The organism is Acinetobacter sp. UBA2581 (assembly GCF_002339435.1).
GTDB lineage: Bacteria > Pseudomonadota > Gammaproteobacteria > Pseudomonadales > Moraxellaceae > Acinetobacter > Acinetobacter variabilis.
This window is the reverse complement of record NZ_DDLD01000073.1, coordinates 1-15,709: the sequence shown is the minus strand read 5'-3', so window position 1 is coordinate 15,709 and position 15,709 is coordinate 1. Positions and strand designations below refer to the sequence as shown.

General features: G+C 39.4%; 13 protein-coding genes and 3 pseudogenes. 10 read left to right on the top strand and 6 right to left on the bottom strand.

The window, feature by feature from the left end:
- Window positions 1-130 (top strand): annotated as a pseudogene (locus B3Q46_RS08975) (IS6 family transposase); the annotation flags it as partial.
- A gap of 61 nt (window positions 131-191) precedes the next feature.
- Window positions 192-617 carry a hypothetical protein gene (locus B3Q46_RS08970; protein WP_004897257.1) on the top strand — a complete coding sequence of 142 codons (426 nt, stop codon included), beginning with the start codon at window positions 192-194 and terminating at the stop codon, window positions 615-617.
- Between the two features lie 122 nt (window positions 618-739).
- Here B3Q46_RS08970 and feoB read toward each other — a convergent pair whose 3' ends face one another.
- The 3 genes from feoB to B3Q46_RS08955 are packed head-to-tail and all read right to left on the bottom strand — an operon-like array spanning window position 740 to window position 4,111.
- Window positions 740-2,569 (bottom strand): ferrous iron transporter B, encoded by a 1,830-nt coding sequence (gene feoB / locus B3Q46_RS08965; RefSeq protein WP_004281858.1) that lies wholly within the window; start codon window positions 2,567-2,569, stop codon window positions 740-742.
- A complete protein-coding gene (locus tag B3Q46_RS08960; protein WP_004281857.1) occupies window positions 2,559-2,819 on the bottom strand; it encodes a FeoA family protein in 261 nt (86 codons plus the stop codon). Before B3Q46_RS08960 ends, feoB begins: the two co-directional genes overlap by 11 nt.
- Before the next feature lie 11 nt (window positions 2,820-2,830).
- Window positions 2,831-4,111 (bottom strand): cation transporter, encoded by a 1,281-nt coding sequence (locus B3Q46_RS08955; RefSeq protein WP_010117221.1) that lies wholly within the window; start codon window positions 4,109-4,111, stop codon window positions 2,831-2,833.
- Between the two features lie 90 nt (window positions 4,112-4,201).
- Here B3Q46_RS08955 and cadR point away from each other — a divergent pair, with 90 nt between their 5' ends.
- The 7 genes from cadR to B3Q46_RS08920 all read left to right on the top strand — a co-directional run bounded on the left by cadR (window position 4,202) and on the right by B3Q46_RS08920 (window position 12,348).
- A complete protein-coding gene (cadR, locus tag B3Q46_RS08950; RefSeq protein WP_004281856.1) occupies window positions 4,202-4,594 on the top strand; it encodes a Cd(II)/Pb(II)-responsive transcriptional regulator in 393 nt (130 codons plus the stop codon).
- 142 nt (window positions 4,595-4,736) lie between these two features.
- On the top strand, window positions 4,737-5,147 hold the full coding sequence (locus tag B3Q46_RS08945; protein ID WP_004733191.1) for a hypothetical protein: 411 nt from the start codon (window positions 4,737-4,739) through the stop codon (window positions 5,145-5,147).
- A 49-nt stretch (window positions 5,148-5,196) separates the two neighbouring features.
- The gene (locus B3Q46_RS08940) at window positions 5,197-6,564 is read left to right on the top strand and encodes a TolC family protein (RefSeq protein WP_004281854.1); all 1,368 of its coding nucleotides are present in this window, start codon (window positions 5,197-5,199) and stop codon (window positions 6,562-6,564) included.
- Window position 6,565: 1 nt separating this feature from the next.
- Window positions 6,566-7,801 (top strand): efflux RND transporter periplasmic adaptor subunit, encoded by a 1,236-nt coding sequence (locus B3Q46_RS08935; protein ID WP_004281853.1) that lies wholly within the window; start codon window positions 6,566-6,568, stop codon window positions 7,799-7,801.
- Entirely contained in the window at window positions 7,791-10,949 is a 3,159-nt protein-coding gene (locus B3Q46_RS08930) for an efflux RND transporter permease subunit (RefSeq protein WP_004733184.1), read from the top strand. The genes B3Q46_RS08935 and B3Q46_RS08930 overlap by 11 nt, the downstream gene beginning before the upstream one ends.
- 86 nt (window positions 10,950-11,035) lie before the next feature.
- Entirely contained in the window at window positions 11,036-11,935 is a 900-nt protein-coding gene (locus tag B3Q46_RS08925; protein ID WP_004733183.1) for a cation diffusion facilitator family transporter, read from the top strand.
- A 203-nt stretch (window positions 11,936-12,138) separates the two neighbouring features.
- Window positions 12,139-12,348 carry a hypothetical protein gene (locus tag B3Q46_RS08920; protein WP_106439075.1) on the top strand — a complete coding sequence of 70 codons (210 nt, stop codon included), beginning with the start codon at window positions 12,139-12,141 and terminating at the stop codon, window positions 12,346-12,348.
- A 131-nt stretch (window positions 12,349-12,479) separates the two neighbouring features.
- Here the strand turns inward: B3Q46_RS08920 and B3Q46_RS08915 are convergent.
- Window positions 12,480-12,773, bottom strand: a pseudogene (locus B3Q46_RS08915) (IS5/IS1182 family transposase); the annotation flags it as partial.
- Window positions 12,774-12,869: 96 nt separating this feature from the next.
- Between B3Q46_RS08915 and B3Q46_RS08910 the strand changes: the two are divergent.
- Window positions 12,870-13,574 carry an IS6-like element IS1006 family transposase gene (locus B3Q46_RS08910; RefSeq protein ID WP_001067784.1) on the top strand — a complete coding sequence of 235 codons (705 nt, stop codon included), beginning with the start codon at window positions 12,870-12,872 and terminating at the stop codon, window positions 13,572-13,574.
- Window positions 13,575-14,213: 639 nt separating this feature from the next.
- Here the strand turns inward: B3Q46_RS08910 and B3Q46_RS08905 are convergent.
- Window positions 14,214-14,450, bottom strand: a complete 237-nt coding sequence (locus B3Q46_RS08905; protein ID WP_005021575.1) for a hypothetical protein — start codon at window positions 14,448-14,450, stop codon at window positions 14,214-14,216.
- A 39-nt stretch (window positions 14,451-14,489) separates the two neighbouring features.
- Window positions 14,490-15,411: pseudogene (locus B3Q46_RS08900) on the bottom strand (IS5 family transposase).
- Window positions 15,412-15,709: the final 298 nt, after the last annotated feature.

The following is a 15,709-nucleotide window of genomic DNA, read 5'->3' as shown; positions in this document are numbered from 1 at the left end:
GAAGACGGCTTATGCCACAATCAAAGGTATTGAAGTCATGCGTGCACTACGTAAAGGACAAGCATCGTCATTTTATTATGGTCAGCCTCAAGGTGAAGTGTGTCTAATCAACAGGGTTTTCGGTCTCTAAGCACTTTTAAAAAGGAACTTCATCGACTCAAATCTCTATTTGCAACAGTGCCCCCTTAGCAATGGCAGCTATAGTTCAGTTCATTGGGAATAGAAATGAACAAGCAGAAAAAGTGGCTGAAAGCCTAAACTTATTTCCTGTACCTGCCACAGCCCTAGTTTTGTTTATCGTCCTAGCATCAGTTATGCCTCAAATTGGGCTTGCAAAAAGTGCAGCTCTTCAAGCTTTACCAATTTATATTTCTTTTGCCATTATTGCTCCATTCGTGGGTTGGATAATTGCTCGTATTTTTCGATTAGAATCTGGCTCTGCTAGTGCTGTGTCCTTTTCAGCATCATATAGAAATTCATTTGTTATTCTTCCATTAGCTTTTGCAATTCCGGGAAGTATGCCCATAATTCCTGCTGTAATCTTGACTCAGACTATCGTTGAACTATGCTTTTTACCAATCTATATTCGTCTGATACCTCGACTATTCAAAACCTAGAGATTTAAACATTTAAGTAGTTGTTATAGTTAGATAAAAGTATTCAGAAGCCCACGCTTACATCGAGTAATTTAATAAAGGGGGGGGGAGCTAGCTCCCCCCCTCTTTTATTCATTTGCTAATTAAAACTTACTCGCAACTTGATATGTGATGAATGAAAAGATGTAGGCTAATGCAAACAAATAAGTTGCCATAATGATGGGCTGTTTCCAGCTGCCAGTTTCTCGTCTAATTGTTGCTAACGTAGCAAGACAATGGGGAGCAAAAATAAACCATACCAATAATGATAAACCTGTGGCTAACCCCCATCCATCCGGGCCTGAAATTTGACTTAACAGACTTTGAGTTACTGTATCTTCATCACCTGACATCGCATAAATCACCCCAAGAGCAGCAATTACAACTTCCCTTGCTGCCATAGCAGGAATGAGTGCAATACATATTTCCCATGTAAACCCAATAGGCGCAAATATAGGATGAATTAAATGTCCTAACTGACCAGCTAAACTATAGTTAATGGCCGGCATGCTTGCATTATCTGGTGGTTGAGGGAACGTGACTAGCACCCATAACAAGATAGACAGTGCGACGATAATGCCACCAACTCGTTTTAAGAAAATAGTTGCCCTATCATATAAGCCTAATGCAATATTTCTAATATCTGGAATTCGGTATGTGGGAAGTTCAAAAATAAAAATACTTTCAGTTTTATCTTTTCGAACCAACTTCAGAAAGACTGAAACTAATAACGCTGAGACTATTCCCGACATATAAAGACCAAAAAGGACTAATCCTTGCAGACTTAACCAGCCGTAGATTAATTGGTTCGGAATAAATGCCGCGATCAATAAAGCATATACTGGCAATCTTGCTGAACAGGTCATCAAGGGTGCAATCATAATTGTTGCTAATCGGTCCCGTTCAGAGCTGATACTTCTGGTTGCCATAATTCCGGGAATCGCACAAGCAAAACTGGATAGCAGAGGAATAAATGAACGGCCGCTAAGCCCGGCTTTAGACATTAATTTATCTAAAAGAAATGCTGCTCGGGGTAAATAGCCTGACTCTTCAAGCATTAAAATGAAGAAGAATAAAATCAAAATCTGAGGCATATATGCAAGCACGCTACCTGCACCAGCAATTACCCCATCCACAACCAAGCTTTTTAATAGAGGATGTTGGATTAGTGGTCCAATAAAATCACTGAGCCATGCGACAAAATTTTCAATGAATTCAATAAAAGGCGTTGCCCATATAAATACCGCCTGGAACATCACAAACATGGTTAAAGTTAAGATTACTAAACCCAATACAGGATGTAGAAAAATTTTATCTAGAAATGCGGTTCTTTTATCACCACTGTCATTATTTAAAATAACTTGTTTGGTGATTTGTTTGACCTGTTCAAAATGACTTAATTCAGAATGATAAGGAGTAATAAAAAGATTTTTTTGATCTAATTGATTAATTAAATCTTGAATTCCTTTTGTTTTAACTGCGACAGCTTCAACTACAGGGATACCTAACAGTTGAGACAGTTTATCCTTATCAATGGAAATACCACGCTTTTTGACCTCATCCATCATATTTAATACAAGAATCATAGGGCGATTTAGAGCACGAACTTCGAGAACCAAGCTCAAATGTAAGCTTAAATTTGTGGCATCTACAACGCATATAAAAATATCGGGTAGAATTTCACCTTTTAGCTCGCCCAAACAAACTGCCCTGGTGACTTCTTCATCTAAACTACTAGGTTTTAAACTGTAAGTTCCGGGTAAGTCCAATACTCGTATTGCATCACCAGAAGGTAATTTAAAAGAACCTTCTTTTCTTTCTACGGTAACCCCAGCATAGTTGGCAACTTTTTGTCGCGTACCAGTAAGCGTATTAAATAAAGAGGTTTTTCCGCAATTTGGATTACCGACTAATGCAATGTTCTTAATCTTCATTGGATACTAACTCTACAAAAATTCTTTCAGCTTCATTCTTTCTTAATGCGAATCTTGAAGTTTCAATTTGAACTAAAACAGGATCTCCGCCAAAAACACCTTTAGTGAGTACTTGTAGAGTTTCACCCTCTCTAAAACCTAATAGTTGGAGCCGTTCCAATACGGGATCAGTGGTATGACTGTATTGATTACCTTTTTTGAGATCTCTAATTTTGACGATCTGATTTTGTTTAACTTGAAATAGATTCATTTTCGATACTCTTACTTCAAAGCCAAAATCTTTCGAGCACCATTAAGCACGAATAAAGAAACCAGGATGCCAATGATTAAGTCTGGGTAAGCTGATCCCGTCCACGCCACGAGTACACCGGCAAATATAACGCCCATATTTACGACAACGTCATTCGCCGAGAAAATCCAACTGGCTTTCATATGTGCGCCATCTTCTCGATGACCAGAAATAAGATATAAGCATGTCACGTTAGCTATAAGTGCGAGCAGGCCAATAACAATCATGAGCGTTGATTCTGGCTCGCTTCCAAACATGAATCGTCTAATGACATCAATAATCACGATGACAGCAAGTAATAACTGAATCCAACCTGCGAAATGGGCTGCTTTCACTTGATATTTCGCAGCTTTTCCGACGGCATATAGCGCAATACCATAAACGGCTGCATCGGCAAACATATCTAGAGAATCAGCAATCAATCCTGTAGACGCAGCAATAATTCCGCTGATGAATTCTATAAAGAAAAGTAGAGCATTAATGCCTAATAACAGTTTAAGTACTTTAGCTTGTCTCACAGGATCAGGTTCATTAGGTATATCGCCTGAAGAAAGCTGTGTTTCATCAAGTTTCGCCCCAAAACCCAGTCCTTCAAGTTTGGCCGTAATTTGCTGACTCCCTTCATTATGGAAGACTTTCAGTTTTCGATTGGGAAGATCAAAAGTAAGACCTTTAACTGCTTCAATATCTGCAAGAGCCATACGGACCATTTGCTCTTCAGCAGAGCAATCCATTTTAGGAATGGTATAGGTACTTGTTTGCTTAGCTTGTTGATTGCTTATATAAGTTTCAGTCTTCACAAGCTTTGCACCAAAACCCAAAGCTTCAAGTTTGGTAGTTATATTTTCATCTTTTTGATTATGTAGAACCTTTAAAGACCGGTTAGGTAAATCAAAGATGAGTTTTTGAACACCATCAATTGAAGATAGCGCCATACGAACCATCTGTTCTTCCGCAGAACAATCCATTTTGGGAACTAAGTATTCACTCATGTAGTGCGAATCTTTTAAAACGTCTTCAGTGCTTAAATTTTCTTTGGGATCAGAACCACAACAGGATTGAGCGGTATCTTCACAACTGTTTGAAGTGTTACAGCAAGGAGATGAAGATTTTTCTTCTTCCTCTTCACCACAACAGCTAGGCGTATTATCACAATTCTTTGAATTGCTTGCTTCTGCAATTGATGGATGATTTTCTTGTTGAGATTTCTTATCTTCGCATGGTGTTTCTTTACTACATCCACAGCCACTCATAGTTATACCCATTAAAAAAATTTATAAACTTTGAATATTAGAATCCCTATAGTTACTATAGAGTCAAGATTTTTTGGAAATACCAACTCAATGCATTTAAAAATTGGTGAACTCTCTAAAAAAACCTCATGTTCAGTATTAACAATTAGGTTTTATGAAAAGGAAGGTTTAATTCCGGAACCCGAAAGAACGGAAGGAAATTACCGCCTTTACGATATAGGCTATGTTGAGCGAATTAAGTTTATTTTGAATTGCCGAACTTTAAATATGAGTTTGAATGAAATTCGTCAATTACTCACCTATAAAGATAATCCCAAGAAAAATTGTTCAGATGTGAATGAATTAATTGACTTACATGTCAGTGCTATCAGAGAAAATATAATCAAGCAACAAAAGCTTATTGAACAATTATCTGATTTAAGAGGTACTTGTGATGGTTTATGTACAATTGACCAATGTGGAGTTCTAAAAAATCTAGCTTGATTATCTAGACCTATGCTTTTTTCAAAAATTCTGTATATCTTTACTTAAGGCTGCAAAAAGTTTAAGGTTACTCAAATTCTGTGATCAGATCTTTGATAGATCTGGACAGCTTCTTATTGGTGTTTTAAATACAGATTTGTGTATGAAGAGAAAAACATTTCTAATCCAGATATTGGTACTCTTATTCACATTCCAGAATATTTGGAGTGTGGCAGAGGCTGCGTGTCTGCATGAAATGCCAAACATACCCAATTCAATACTCTCTAATCCAATCGATTTAGACGAAAAGAGTGATAGTCCTCGTCAAGCACTTTATTCCCTAGAAAACTATAAAGAAATCTATGACTATTGTCAGAAGGTTTGTTTTAACGAAAAGTGCAGTCATTTCTCAAATACAATCGTGATTCAGATTGACCCACCCGATGATCTGAAGCTTAAAGCTAATTTTGAGACCGGCATTACCCCAACTTATTTGGGAATAACTTTTTATAAACCCCCTTATCTGGATCAATTAACCCCGCCTCCCGATTTGCCCCTACTATTGGTGGGGTAGTCTTATAAAAGCCCACCACTCCTAATTTCATTATGCGTGGGGCATTTTCATGTCAAAAAACAAATTACATCAGGATACCTCCATCCTGAATTTATCCTGGTCAGCCTTAGGTAGCGGTATCTTGCTATCTGCAATGATCAGCTTCAGTACTTCCGTAGTCGCCAGTACTCAAGATTTAACGCTGCAGCAAGCTATTGAGCAGGTTAACCAATATCAAGCGTCCCAAAATTTCTGGGAAACGCAAAACAGCATTAATGCCACGAATCTTCAGCAAAGTAAGCTGTTTAAAAATCCTGAACTGTCAGTTGAACAAACGGGATTTGGTTCAAATAATGAAAAAGAGCTTACCATTGGCATATCACAACCCTTGGATATTTTTGGTGAGCGAAGAGCAAACCAAAAATTAGCCAGTCTCTCTACAGATAAAACAGCGCTGAAACAGAAGATTTATCAAGCACAAATTGAGCTTGCAGTGAAATATGTATGGTCACAACTGGCCATTGCTGAACTTGAAAAAAACATTGTCAATGAACAACTTCGGGTGAGCCAAGAAAACCTTCAAGCAATCGAAAAGCGCTTTAATGCAGGCAGTATTGCCCAAGTAGATGTAAATCGCGCACGTTTAAGCCATGCTGAAAATATCCGTCTTTTTAGACAGGCAGACTTACAGGTACAAGTGGCCACCCAACAATTATCAAATTTATGGGGTACGTCTGATAAGTCATTGCAGGTAAACCTCTCTTCACAAAAGCTCTGGCCAAAATCGACTCATGAACAGGTTCAAGAATATTTAGCGGAAAACTACGTTGAGAAATATCGAGCTTTACTGGTATTAGAGTCTCAAGCAACGGTTGATCAACTAAGGGCAAAGGCACGTCCTAACCCCACTTTAAACCTAGGTGTCAACCGCACCCAATCCTTGGAAAACTCCACACAAAATCAATTAGTAGTCGGAGTCAGTGTACCGCTTAATATTTTCGATCGTCAGCAAAATGGCATAAAAATCGCGCAAGAAAAAATGAACTTATTAGAGCGTCAGAAAGAGTTTTATCTGAAGCAAAATGCGCTGCAAATAGGCACAATTTTAACCGAGTTGCAGGGTTTAGAGCTGCAATTCAAAGTCGTTGACGAGACTCAAATTCCTTTGGCGACTCAAGTTCAAAGTAAGACGCTACAAGGTTTCTTGGCAGGCAAGTTTGCTTTAACCGATGTTCAGCAAGCCACGCTTCAATTACAAGACATCCGTCTGCGTAAAGTCCAGTTGTTACGGGATGGCTGGCAAAAGGCCATTGAAGCAGAAAGTTTGAGCTTAGGCATTAGCCCAAGTGAAGTCATGTCGAAAGATGCTATTGCACAAATCAATCAAAACTTATGGCAAGACATACAGGCCATGCCTGTCATTGGTGGGGGAAATTAACATGTTCGATCTTAAAAACAGCTTAAAAAAACAGAGCGGAAAAATCTCTCAACCTCTACTGATTAGTTTGGTTATCGGCGCTACCGTACTCCTCAGTATTTTTTTGATCTTAACTGGTAAGAATAAATCGGAAACATCAGATGAACATGCAGAGGAAGAAAGCGGAGAAGAACATGGCGGTGAAACCGAAGAGCATGCAGAAGGTGTGAGCCTGACTGCCAAGCAACTGGTGGAACAGGGCATACAATTATCAGCGGTCGATCAAGGCCCGGTGGTTAAATTAAGTTCTTATCCTGCCAAACTGAATGTGAATACTGACCAGCAAGCGCACGTCTCACCGAGTTTTAGTGGTCATGTAGAAAATGTCTATGTAGAACTCGGTCAAAAAGTTCAGAAAGGACAGCCTTTGGCTGCGTTGCTTGTTCCTGATCTAGTTGATCAGCAGGCCAATCTTAAAATTGAACAAACCAACCTTGAACTGGCGAAACAAGACTATGATCGTGAGCGTCAGCTTTGGTCACAGGGCATTTCAGCAAAACAGGACTATCAACGTGCTTATAACAGCTATAAACGGGCACAAATTCAGGTTCAAGCGGCCCAATCACGTTTAAGTGCATTTGGTGCAGTGAATGCCAGTAACGGACGCTATATTTTGAAAGCTCCCATTTCTGGCGTGATCAGTAAAAAGGATTTGGTTCTCGGGGAAAATGTTCAGTTAGCCGATCAACTCTTTACGATAGACCGGTTAGATCAACTCTGGCTTGAGTTTATTGTTCCAAATTCTGAAATTATGGGCTTAGCCCCGAATCAAAAGATCGAATTTAAATCCTTGCAAACAGAAAAGGTTTATCAAGCTGTTATTCAGACTTTAAATACTGAAGCGGATATTCAAACAGGTCGTCTTCAGGTGCGAGCAAAAGTTGAATCGAATGCAACCGAATTACGTCCAAACTTGATGGTGAACGTACAGTTGCAACAACGGAGTGAAAGTACCGCATTACGGGTACTTAAGTCCGCAGTTCAGAATGTCGATGGAAAAGATGTGGTTTTTGTCGCCACTCAGCATGGACAAAAAGTTGAATTCAGTCCGCAACCTGTGAAATTAGGGCAATCATCTGGGGAGAGCCAATGGATTGAAGTGGTGAGTGGGCTTAGTCAGGGACAAAAATATGCCGCTCAAGGCAGTTTTTTACTGAAATCCGAGCTGGAAAAAGGAGAGGCTTCACATGAGCACTGAAACTCCTCAAATTCCAGACCACGAATCGGTAAAACCTGAAGGACTGTTTGATCGACTGATCCAGTTTTCTATCCATAACGCAATCTGGGTCATGCTGTTTATTGCGGCTTGGATTGCTATTGGTATTTATAGTTATCAAAAGTTACCGATTGATGCTGTACCAGATATTACCAATACTCAGGTGCAGATTAACACTTCAGCCAATGGTTTTACGGCTTTAGAAATGGAACAGCGGATTACATATCCAATCGAGAATGCCATGTCAGGCATGCCGAAAATGGAACAAACCCGTTCGATTTCACGCTACGGCTTATCGCAAGTGACCATCATTTTTGAAGATGGCACGGATATTTACTGGGCCAGACAGCTTATCAACCAGCGCTTGCAAGAAGCAATGGGAGAAATGCCTGAAGATGTGCAACCTAACATGTCGCCTATTTCGACAGGTTTAGGTGAAATCTATCAATGGGTGATTAAAGCCGAACCAAATGCTAAAAAGCCGGATGGAACCCCTTATTCGGCGATGGATTTACGTGAAATTCAGGATTGGATTGTAAGACCGCAATTACAGCGCGTAAAAGGCGTTGCGGAGATCAACAGTATCGGTGGCTTTAATAAAACCTATGTGGTTGCCCCTGATCTGAACCGATTGCAACAATTGCAAATTCCTTTGTCTGATTTACAAACTGCCTTAACAGAGAATAATGAAAACCGTGGTGCTGGCTATATTGAGAAAAATGGACAACAGCTAACGGTTCGTGTTCCCGGCACTTTAAACACGATTGAAGATATCCAGAACATCAGTATTGCCAATAAAAACGGCTATCCGATTCGGGTGGCAGATGTCGCCAATGTCTCAATTGGTCATGACTTGAGAACAGGGGCTGCAACCTATAATGGTGAAGAAACTGTATTGGGTATTGCCATGATGATGATGGGAGAAAATAGCCGTACCGTTGCTCAAGCCATTGATGAAAAGGTGCAATCGATCCAGCAATCGCTACCTAAAGGTGTGGTGATTGAGACTGTGTATGACCGTACGCATTTGGTTGATCGGGCGATCAAAACCGTTCAGAAAAATTTGATTGAGGGTGCAATCCTCGTCATTGTTATTTTATTTCTCTTTCTAGGTAATTTCCGTGCTGCGCTGATCACGGCTTGCGTTATTCCACTGTCAATGCTGTTTACCTTGACGGGAATGGCAGAGCAGAAGATTAGTGCAAATCTGATGAGTTTAGGGGCACTGGACTTCGGTATTATTATTGATGGTGCAGTGGTTATTGTAGAAAACTGTATCCGTCGGCTAGCAGAAGCTCAGAAGCTGAAAGGTGGTTTACTTAGCCGTTCTGAAAGATTTAAAGAAGTCTTCTTGGCTGCAAAACAGGCGCGTCGTCCTCTGATTTTTGGACAGTTAATTATTTTGGTGGTTTATCTACCTATCTTTACCCTGACGGGTGTAGAAGCCAAACTTTTCCATCCTATGGCAATGACTGTTGTACTGGCTTTAATTGGGGCCATGATTTTATCTGTCACTTTTGTGCCAGCCGCAGTTGCCCTATTTGTCACTGGAGAAGTCAAGGAAACCGAAAGTCGCTGGATGCATTGGCTTAAAACCAAATATGAACTGCTTTTAGATAAAGCCTATGAGCTTCGTTTATTTGTGACTATTGTGGCTGCCTGTATTTTAGTGCTTACGGGCGTGCTAGCCACTCAAACAGGTAGCGAGTTTGCACCTCAACTGGGTGAAGGTGATTTTGCTGTTCAGCAAATGCGTTCCCCAAGTACAGGGTTAGAACAGTCACTGAGAATGCAGGAAAATACTGAAAAGTTACTGTTGAAAGAATTTCCTGAAATTAAAGCGATCTTTGCTCGTACCGGTACAGCAGAAGTGGCCACAGATGTTATGCCACCCAACATTTCAGATGGCGTGGTACTGTTAAAACCTCATGATGAATGGCCTGATCCAAAACAAACGATTGATGAGCTTCGCCAAAGAATGATTACTTTCTTAGCGACATTGCCGGGAAATAACAGTGAGTTCTCGCAACCCATTGAACTGCGCTTTAACGAGTTAATTTCAGGGGTGCGAAGTGATGTGGGTGTCAAATTATTTGGTGATGACATGGAGATTCTAAATCGCGAAGCGAATAAAATTTCTCAAAAAATTAACTCAATTTCAGGCGCGACAGCCGTTAATGTAGAACAGACCAGTGGCTTACCCTTGTTGAATGTAGAGGTGGATAAGTCCAGAGCTGCACAATATGGCTTGTCGGTAAGAGCAATTCAGGATCTGGTAGCTACAAGTGTCGGTGGCCAGAATGTTGGAACAATTTTACAGGGAGACAAGCGTTTTGATTTTGTCATCCGTCTAGATGAATCCCAGCGTAGTCCTGAACAGTTAGCGGTACTTCCTATTCAATTGCCGAATGGTGGTTTAGTCCAACTGCAAGATGTGGCACGCGTTGAAAATATCCTGGGTATTAATCAGGTCAGCCGTGAAAATGGTAAACGTCGAGTGGTTATTACTGCAAATGTAGAAGGACGTGATTTAGGCTCATTCGTAACAGAGCTTCAGAGCACGTTATCCAAACAGGAATTACCAAGCGGTTATTGGATAGATTATGGCGGTCAATTTCAAAATCTGATGTCTGCAAAAGCGCGTATGCAATTGGTGGTTCCGCTCGCATTGTTGACGATCTTTATTTTATTGATGGCTGTATTCCATAATATCAAAGAAAGCTTACTGGTCTTTAGTGGTGTACCGTTTGCCTTATGTGGAGGCTTAATCGCGTTGTGGTTGCGTGACATTCCATTATCCATGTCAGCAGGGGTTGGCTTCATTGCACTATCGGGGGTGGCTGTACTGAATGGCTTAGTCATGCTCACCTTTATCAAAGAGTTGCGACAACAATATGACCTTTATTATGCAACGTGGCAGGGTGCAATTTTGCGTCTTAGACCTGTGCTGATGACCGCTTGTGTGGCGTCCCTTGGGTTTGTCCCGATGGCTTTGGCAACCGGAACTGGGGCAGAAGTACAGAGACCTTTAGCAACAGTGGTTATTGGAGGAATTATCTCCTCTACCCTGCTTACATTGGTTTTATTGCCCGTACTGTACCGCTGGATGAATGAAAAGAAAGTTTCTTAATCCAATAGATTAGTCGATTTACAGCAGAGATATTGGCTGTTATCCAATATCTCTGCTCATCATAAATAGAATAAGGAAAATATTTTATGTCAGAACATCATGATCATAGCCATGCGGTTGTTACTGAAGAAAATAGTAAGAAGTTAATGGTTGCCTTAGGTTTAACGACTACTTTTTTAATAGTAGAAGTTGTCGCTGCTTTTATTACCCAAAGTTTGGCTTTGTTATCTGATGCAGCTCATATGTTTACTGATGTAGCCGCTTTAGCTATTGCTCTTGCCGCTATCAAAATTGGTAAAAAAGCCGCAGATGATAAAAGAACTTTTGGCTATCAGCGATTTGAAATTTTAGCGGCTCTGTTTAATGCGGTGATGCTTTTTGTGGTAGCAATATATATTGTATATGAAGCTTATCAACGTTTTACGAACCCTGCTGAAATTCAAAGTGTTGAAATGATGATTGTCGCGGTCATTGGTTTGGTCGTAAATTTGATTTCAATGAAAATCCTTTCTGCTAGTGCTGAAGGAAGTCTAAATATAAAAGGTGCATATTTAGAAGTTCTTAGTGATGCTCTAGGATCGATAGGCGTGATTATCGGAGGAATAGTTATTTATTTTACCCAGTGGATGTGGGTTGATACCGTAATCGCTGTGTTAATTGGCTTCTGGGTCTTACCTCGAACTTGGATTTTATTAAAACAAAGTATTAATATTCTGCTTGAAGGAGTTCCTGATGAGATTGATATTGAGTCGTTAAGAAATGATTTATTGAAGCTAGAGGGCGTTGAAGGGATTCATCAGTTGAAAGTCTGGGCTATATCCTCAAAAAATATTCATTTAACTGCTCATTTGGTTGCTCCGAATAGCAATACAGATCAACTCTATCAAAAGGCCTTAGAAGTTCTAAAACATAATCATAATATTACTGAAATTACGTTACAAATAGAAAGTAAGGAATGTAATACATTGGAACAGCATAAACATTAAAGTGCTGCTCTTTCTACATAATGGACAGATGACTAGGCTGATAAACCTTACCATTTTCCTGTATTACACTTCTATTTATCACACGCACTTTAAACACCATCCTGAGACATTTTAAAATTACAAGAATGTAATTTATGAGTCCTCTGGGTGTTAATTCTTTAAAGTTAGAATATCTAACAAGTATTAAATGAGAGTAAATAAACATGCTATTCAAAAATAAATTTTGTACTAAATTACTGTTAATTAGTGCATTCTTTAGTATCGCAAGTTTTAGTTATGCAGATGGCGGCTTGTTATTTCTTGAAAAGAATTTAAAAGCTTCTAAAGTTGAAAATTCTAAACAAAAACAAGTTAAAAATAATGAATCAAATGAATCAAATGAATCAAATGAATCAAATGAATCAAATGAATAGTTGGGTTGCATAAATAAATCAATTAGACTTATTCATTCAGCAATATAATTCCTGAATGAATAAGTTTATAACTAAAACCGGCTTTGTTGCATAAACATTCAAAAGCTGAGTTTTCCCCAATCCATTCAAATTTAAGTGACAACTTGGGTGTGAGGTCTACCTAATTCCGTAAATCTATTCAGAACTGCCACACGCGCATGAACTTCATTGACCTGACTTTGAAAATGTCTTGCCGTCAGCTTATCTCCTAATAATTTGATGCAATGCATCTTGGTTTCCACCAAACTGCGACGGTGATAGCCCGACCATTTTTTCCATAGGGTTCTGCCTAAATGCTTAACCGTTTGAAGTAACTCATTTCGTTCTATTGAACTGATTTTAGAATCTTTCCAGGGCTTGGCATTCTTCCTGGGTGGAATTACGGCACTGTTGCAAATAACCACGAATGGTAAGCTGAAGGGCACTGTTGCAAATAACCACGAATGGTAAGCTGAAGACTGTTTTAGCTAAAGGTGCAGCATATGAATCCTTTCCATGGTCGGCATTTTCAGGGCGAAATCATTCTTTGGGCTGTGCGCTGGTATTGTAAATATGGCATTAGCTATCGTGAACTGCAGGAAATGCTGGCCGAACGGGGTGTGAATGTTGATCACACGACTATTTACCGTTGGGTTCAACGTTATGCTCCTGAAATAGAAAAACGTTTACGCTGGTATTGGCGTAATCCTACAGATCTGAGCTCGTGGCATATTGATGAAACCTATGTAAAAGTGAATGGACGATGGTCTTATCTGTATCGTGCAGTCGATCAACGTGGCGATACCATTGATTTTTATCTTTCTTCTAGACGTAATACCAAATCAGCATATTGTTTTCTTGGAAAAATTTTAAATAATGTGAAGAAGTGGCAAATTCCACAAGTGATCAACACGGATAAAGCACCCACATATGGACGTGCTTTATCACGGTTAAAACGGGAAGGTAAATGTCCACCAGACCTTGAGCACAGGCAGATTAAGTATAAAAATAACGTGATTGAATGTGATCATGGCAAGCTAAAGCGGATCATCAGGGCCACATTAGGATTCAAATCTATGAAGACGGCTTATGCCACAATTAAAGGTATTGAAGTCATGCGTGCACTACGTAAAGGACAAGCATCGTCATTTTATTATGGTCAGCCTCAGGGTGAAGTGTGTCTAATCAACAGGGTTTTCGGTCTCTAAGTACTTTTTAAAGGGAACATCATCGACTCAAATCTCTATTTGCAACAGTGCCATAAAAATTAGGCTGATCTATAGAATAGAAGGTATCTAGGGGATCTAGCGAGCTTTGCAAAGAATGAAGACATGAGATCTCTGTCTGGCAGGATAAGCTAGAACATTCCTGACACTTTTTGTGATCTATATTCTGATTAATAGCTAAATGATTATGGCAATCGGTATTCGTCTGTACTTCGTGATTAATACCATGTTGAGTGACTTGCTGTGCTTGATCTAAACAATGATCTTGGCTCATTTCAGTTTGCATATTGATATGCATTATCTTTACTGATGCAACAGACACACTACTCCATCCTATGGCAAAAACCATAAGAAAACAAAACCAAAGTTTTTTGGAGAGATGAGTCAACACGAATGCTATCTAGGAATAGAATTTAATCCAAAATATCTTAACGGAATTTCAACTATTTACAACTCAATATAATTTAGTAGTTTCTCTAAAATTAACATAATACACCTTATACGAAATTATTTTAATTTTTCATTTAAAATCAATCATATAATTACACAACAAAAAGCCCGATCACACTAGATTGGGCTTTTTACGTGAACAGTCATGTTCCATGCCTGTATGGATAGTCACTACATTTCCAGGCGTTCAAGTTTCTTAATGATTTCAGCTTTCGCTTTATCCAATAACTCTGGATTCGTTTTAGATGATAGTAATTCTTTAGGCTTATTCCCGAGAAAATACGCTATTCGCTCCGCATTGGCTCCCGAAGGATGGGGTAAACCACTTAAAACCTGATTACTATTGAGGATACCGTCCTGAATCAGCATTTCAAATACCTGACATACTTTCGGCCGGCTTTGTTGCATAAAGGTTTGAAAGGCTGATTTCCCTTAAGCTACTCAAATTTAAGAGACAACTTGGGTATGAGGGCGACCTAATTCTGTGAATTTATTCAAAACTGCCATGCGTGCATGGATCTCATTCACCTGACTTGGAAAACTCCGCGCTGTTAATTTATCGCCTAATAATTNNCTTGGTTTCAACCAAACTTCGACGGTGATAACCAGACCACTTTTTCCAAAGCGATCTGCCTAGCCGTTTGACTGTCTTTAATAATTCATTCCGCTCTATAGACCTCGCTTGCTGATCCTTCCAAGGCTTTGCATTCTTTCTAGGTGGAATGATCGCATGTGCATCTCGATCTAAAATGACTTGTCGGCAGTGCTTTGTGTCATAAGCACCATCTGTATAAACAGAATCAATTGGTTCATCCAAGGGAATTTGAGCAAGTAAATCTTCGAGTACTTGAGAATCACTGACATTATTTATGGTGAGTTGTACTGCACGTATTTGCAGGGTTTTAGCATCCATAGCAATGTGAAGCTTACGCCATTGGCGACGATATTCAGCTCCATGTTTCTTGCGTTTCCATTCACCTTCACCAAGAAACTTCAAACCAGTAGAGTCTACGAGTAGATGCAGTCCATCACTACTTTTTTGATAGCTAATCGCAATATCAATATGCTTTTGTCTACGACAAAGGGTGGAATAATCCGGAGCTGTCCAATCTAATCCGGAGAGTTTAATCAGACTTTGAACAAAACCTGTGACCATACGTAAAGAGAGTCGGAATAGTAATTTGATCATTGAGCAGCATTGAATCGCTGTATCGGAGTAGGTTTGATTTCGACCTTGCTTGCCTTGTGATTGTGCATACCACTGAGTCTTTGGATCAAACCAAATGGAAATATTACCTCGGTTAATTAAGGCTCGGTTATAGGATGACCAATTGGTTGTACGGTAGATTTTAGAGGCAGGCTTATTCATTTTGAAATTATATTGCTGAATAAGCTTTTGATGCTAGGTTTGTGCAACACAGCCCTTCTCAATTAAGACCTAGTCATAAGTTCATAACTTATGTAACTTTATAATTTCATCTTCCTGGCTAATTAATCCAGATCAGTTCTTCGTACTAGTGGAACATGTAATTTTAGTGCTGCACTTCCATATATGGACAAATCCCTGACAAGCATTACCGGGAGGTTTCCATCGCATCACTCTCCTCAGGATTACATAAGATTGTAAGTTGTGTAAGTTACATAACTTATGTAACTTTATAATTTCA

What these genes read in the sequence shown, in the direction of transcription:
- B3Q46_RS08960 (WP_004281857.1), bottom strand. Translation starts at nt 2,819, where the DNA reads ATGAATCTATTTCAAGTTAAACAAAATCAGATCGTCAAAATTAGAGAT.
- B3Q46_RS08925 (WP_004733183.1), top strand. Translation starts at nt 11,036, where the DNA reads ATGTCAGAACATCATGATCATAGCCATGCGGTTGTTACTGAAGAAAAT.
- cadR (WP_004281856.1), top strand. Translation starts at nt 4,202, where the DNA reads ATGCATTTAAAAATTGGTGAACTCTCTAAAAAAACCTCATGTTCAGTA.
- B3Q46_RS08930 (WP_004733184.1), top strand. Translation starts at nt 7,791, where the DNA reads ATGAGCACTGAAACTCCTCAAATTCCAGACCACGAATCGGTAAAACCT.
- B3Q46_RS08935 (WP_004281853.1), top strand. Translation starts at nt 6,566, where the DNA reads ATGTTCGATCTTAAAAACAGCTTAAAAAAACAGAGCGGAAAAATCTCT.
- B3Q46_RS08920 (WP_106439075.1), top strand. Translation starts at nt 12,139, where the DNA reads ATGCTATTCAAAAATAAATTTTGTACTAAATTACTGTTAATTAGTGCA.
- B3Q46_RS08940 (WP_004281854.1), top strand. Translation starts at nt 5,197, where the DNA reads ATGTCAAAAAACAAATTACATCAGGATACCTCCATCCTGAATTTATCC.
- B3Q46_RS08910 (WP_001067784.1), top strand. Translation starts at nt 12,870, where the DNA reads ATGAATCCTTTCCATGGTCGGCATTTTCAGGGCGAAATCATTCTTTGG.
- B3Q46_RS08955 (WP_010117221.1), bottom strand. Translation starts at nt 4,111, where the DNA reads ATGAGTGGCTGTGGATGTAGTAAAGAAACACCATGCGAAGATAAGAAA.
- B3Q46_RS08970 (WP_004897257.1), top strand. Translation starts at nt 192, where the DNA reads ATGGCAGCTATAGTTCAGTTCATTGGGAATAGAAATGAACAAGCAGAA.
- B3Q46_RS08945 (WP_004733191.1), top strand. Translation starts at nt 4,737, where the DNA reads ATGAAGAGAAAAACATTTCTAATCCAGATATTGGTACTCTTATTCACA.
- feoB (WP_004281858.1), bottom strand. Translation starts at nt 2,569, where the DNA reads ATGAAGATTAAGAACATTGCATTAGTCGGTAATCCAAATTGCGGAAAA.
- B3Q46_RS08905 (WP_005021575.1), bottom strand. Translation starts at nt 14,450, where the DNA reads ATGCAACAAAGCCGGCCGAAAGTATGTCAGGTATTTGAAATGCTGATT.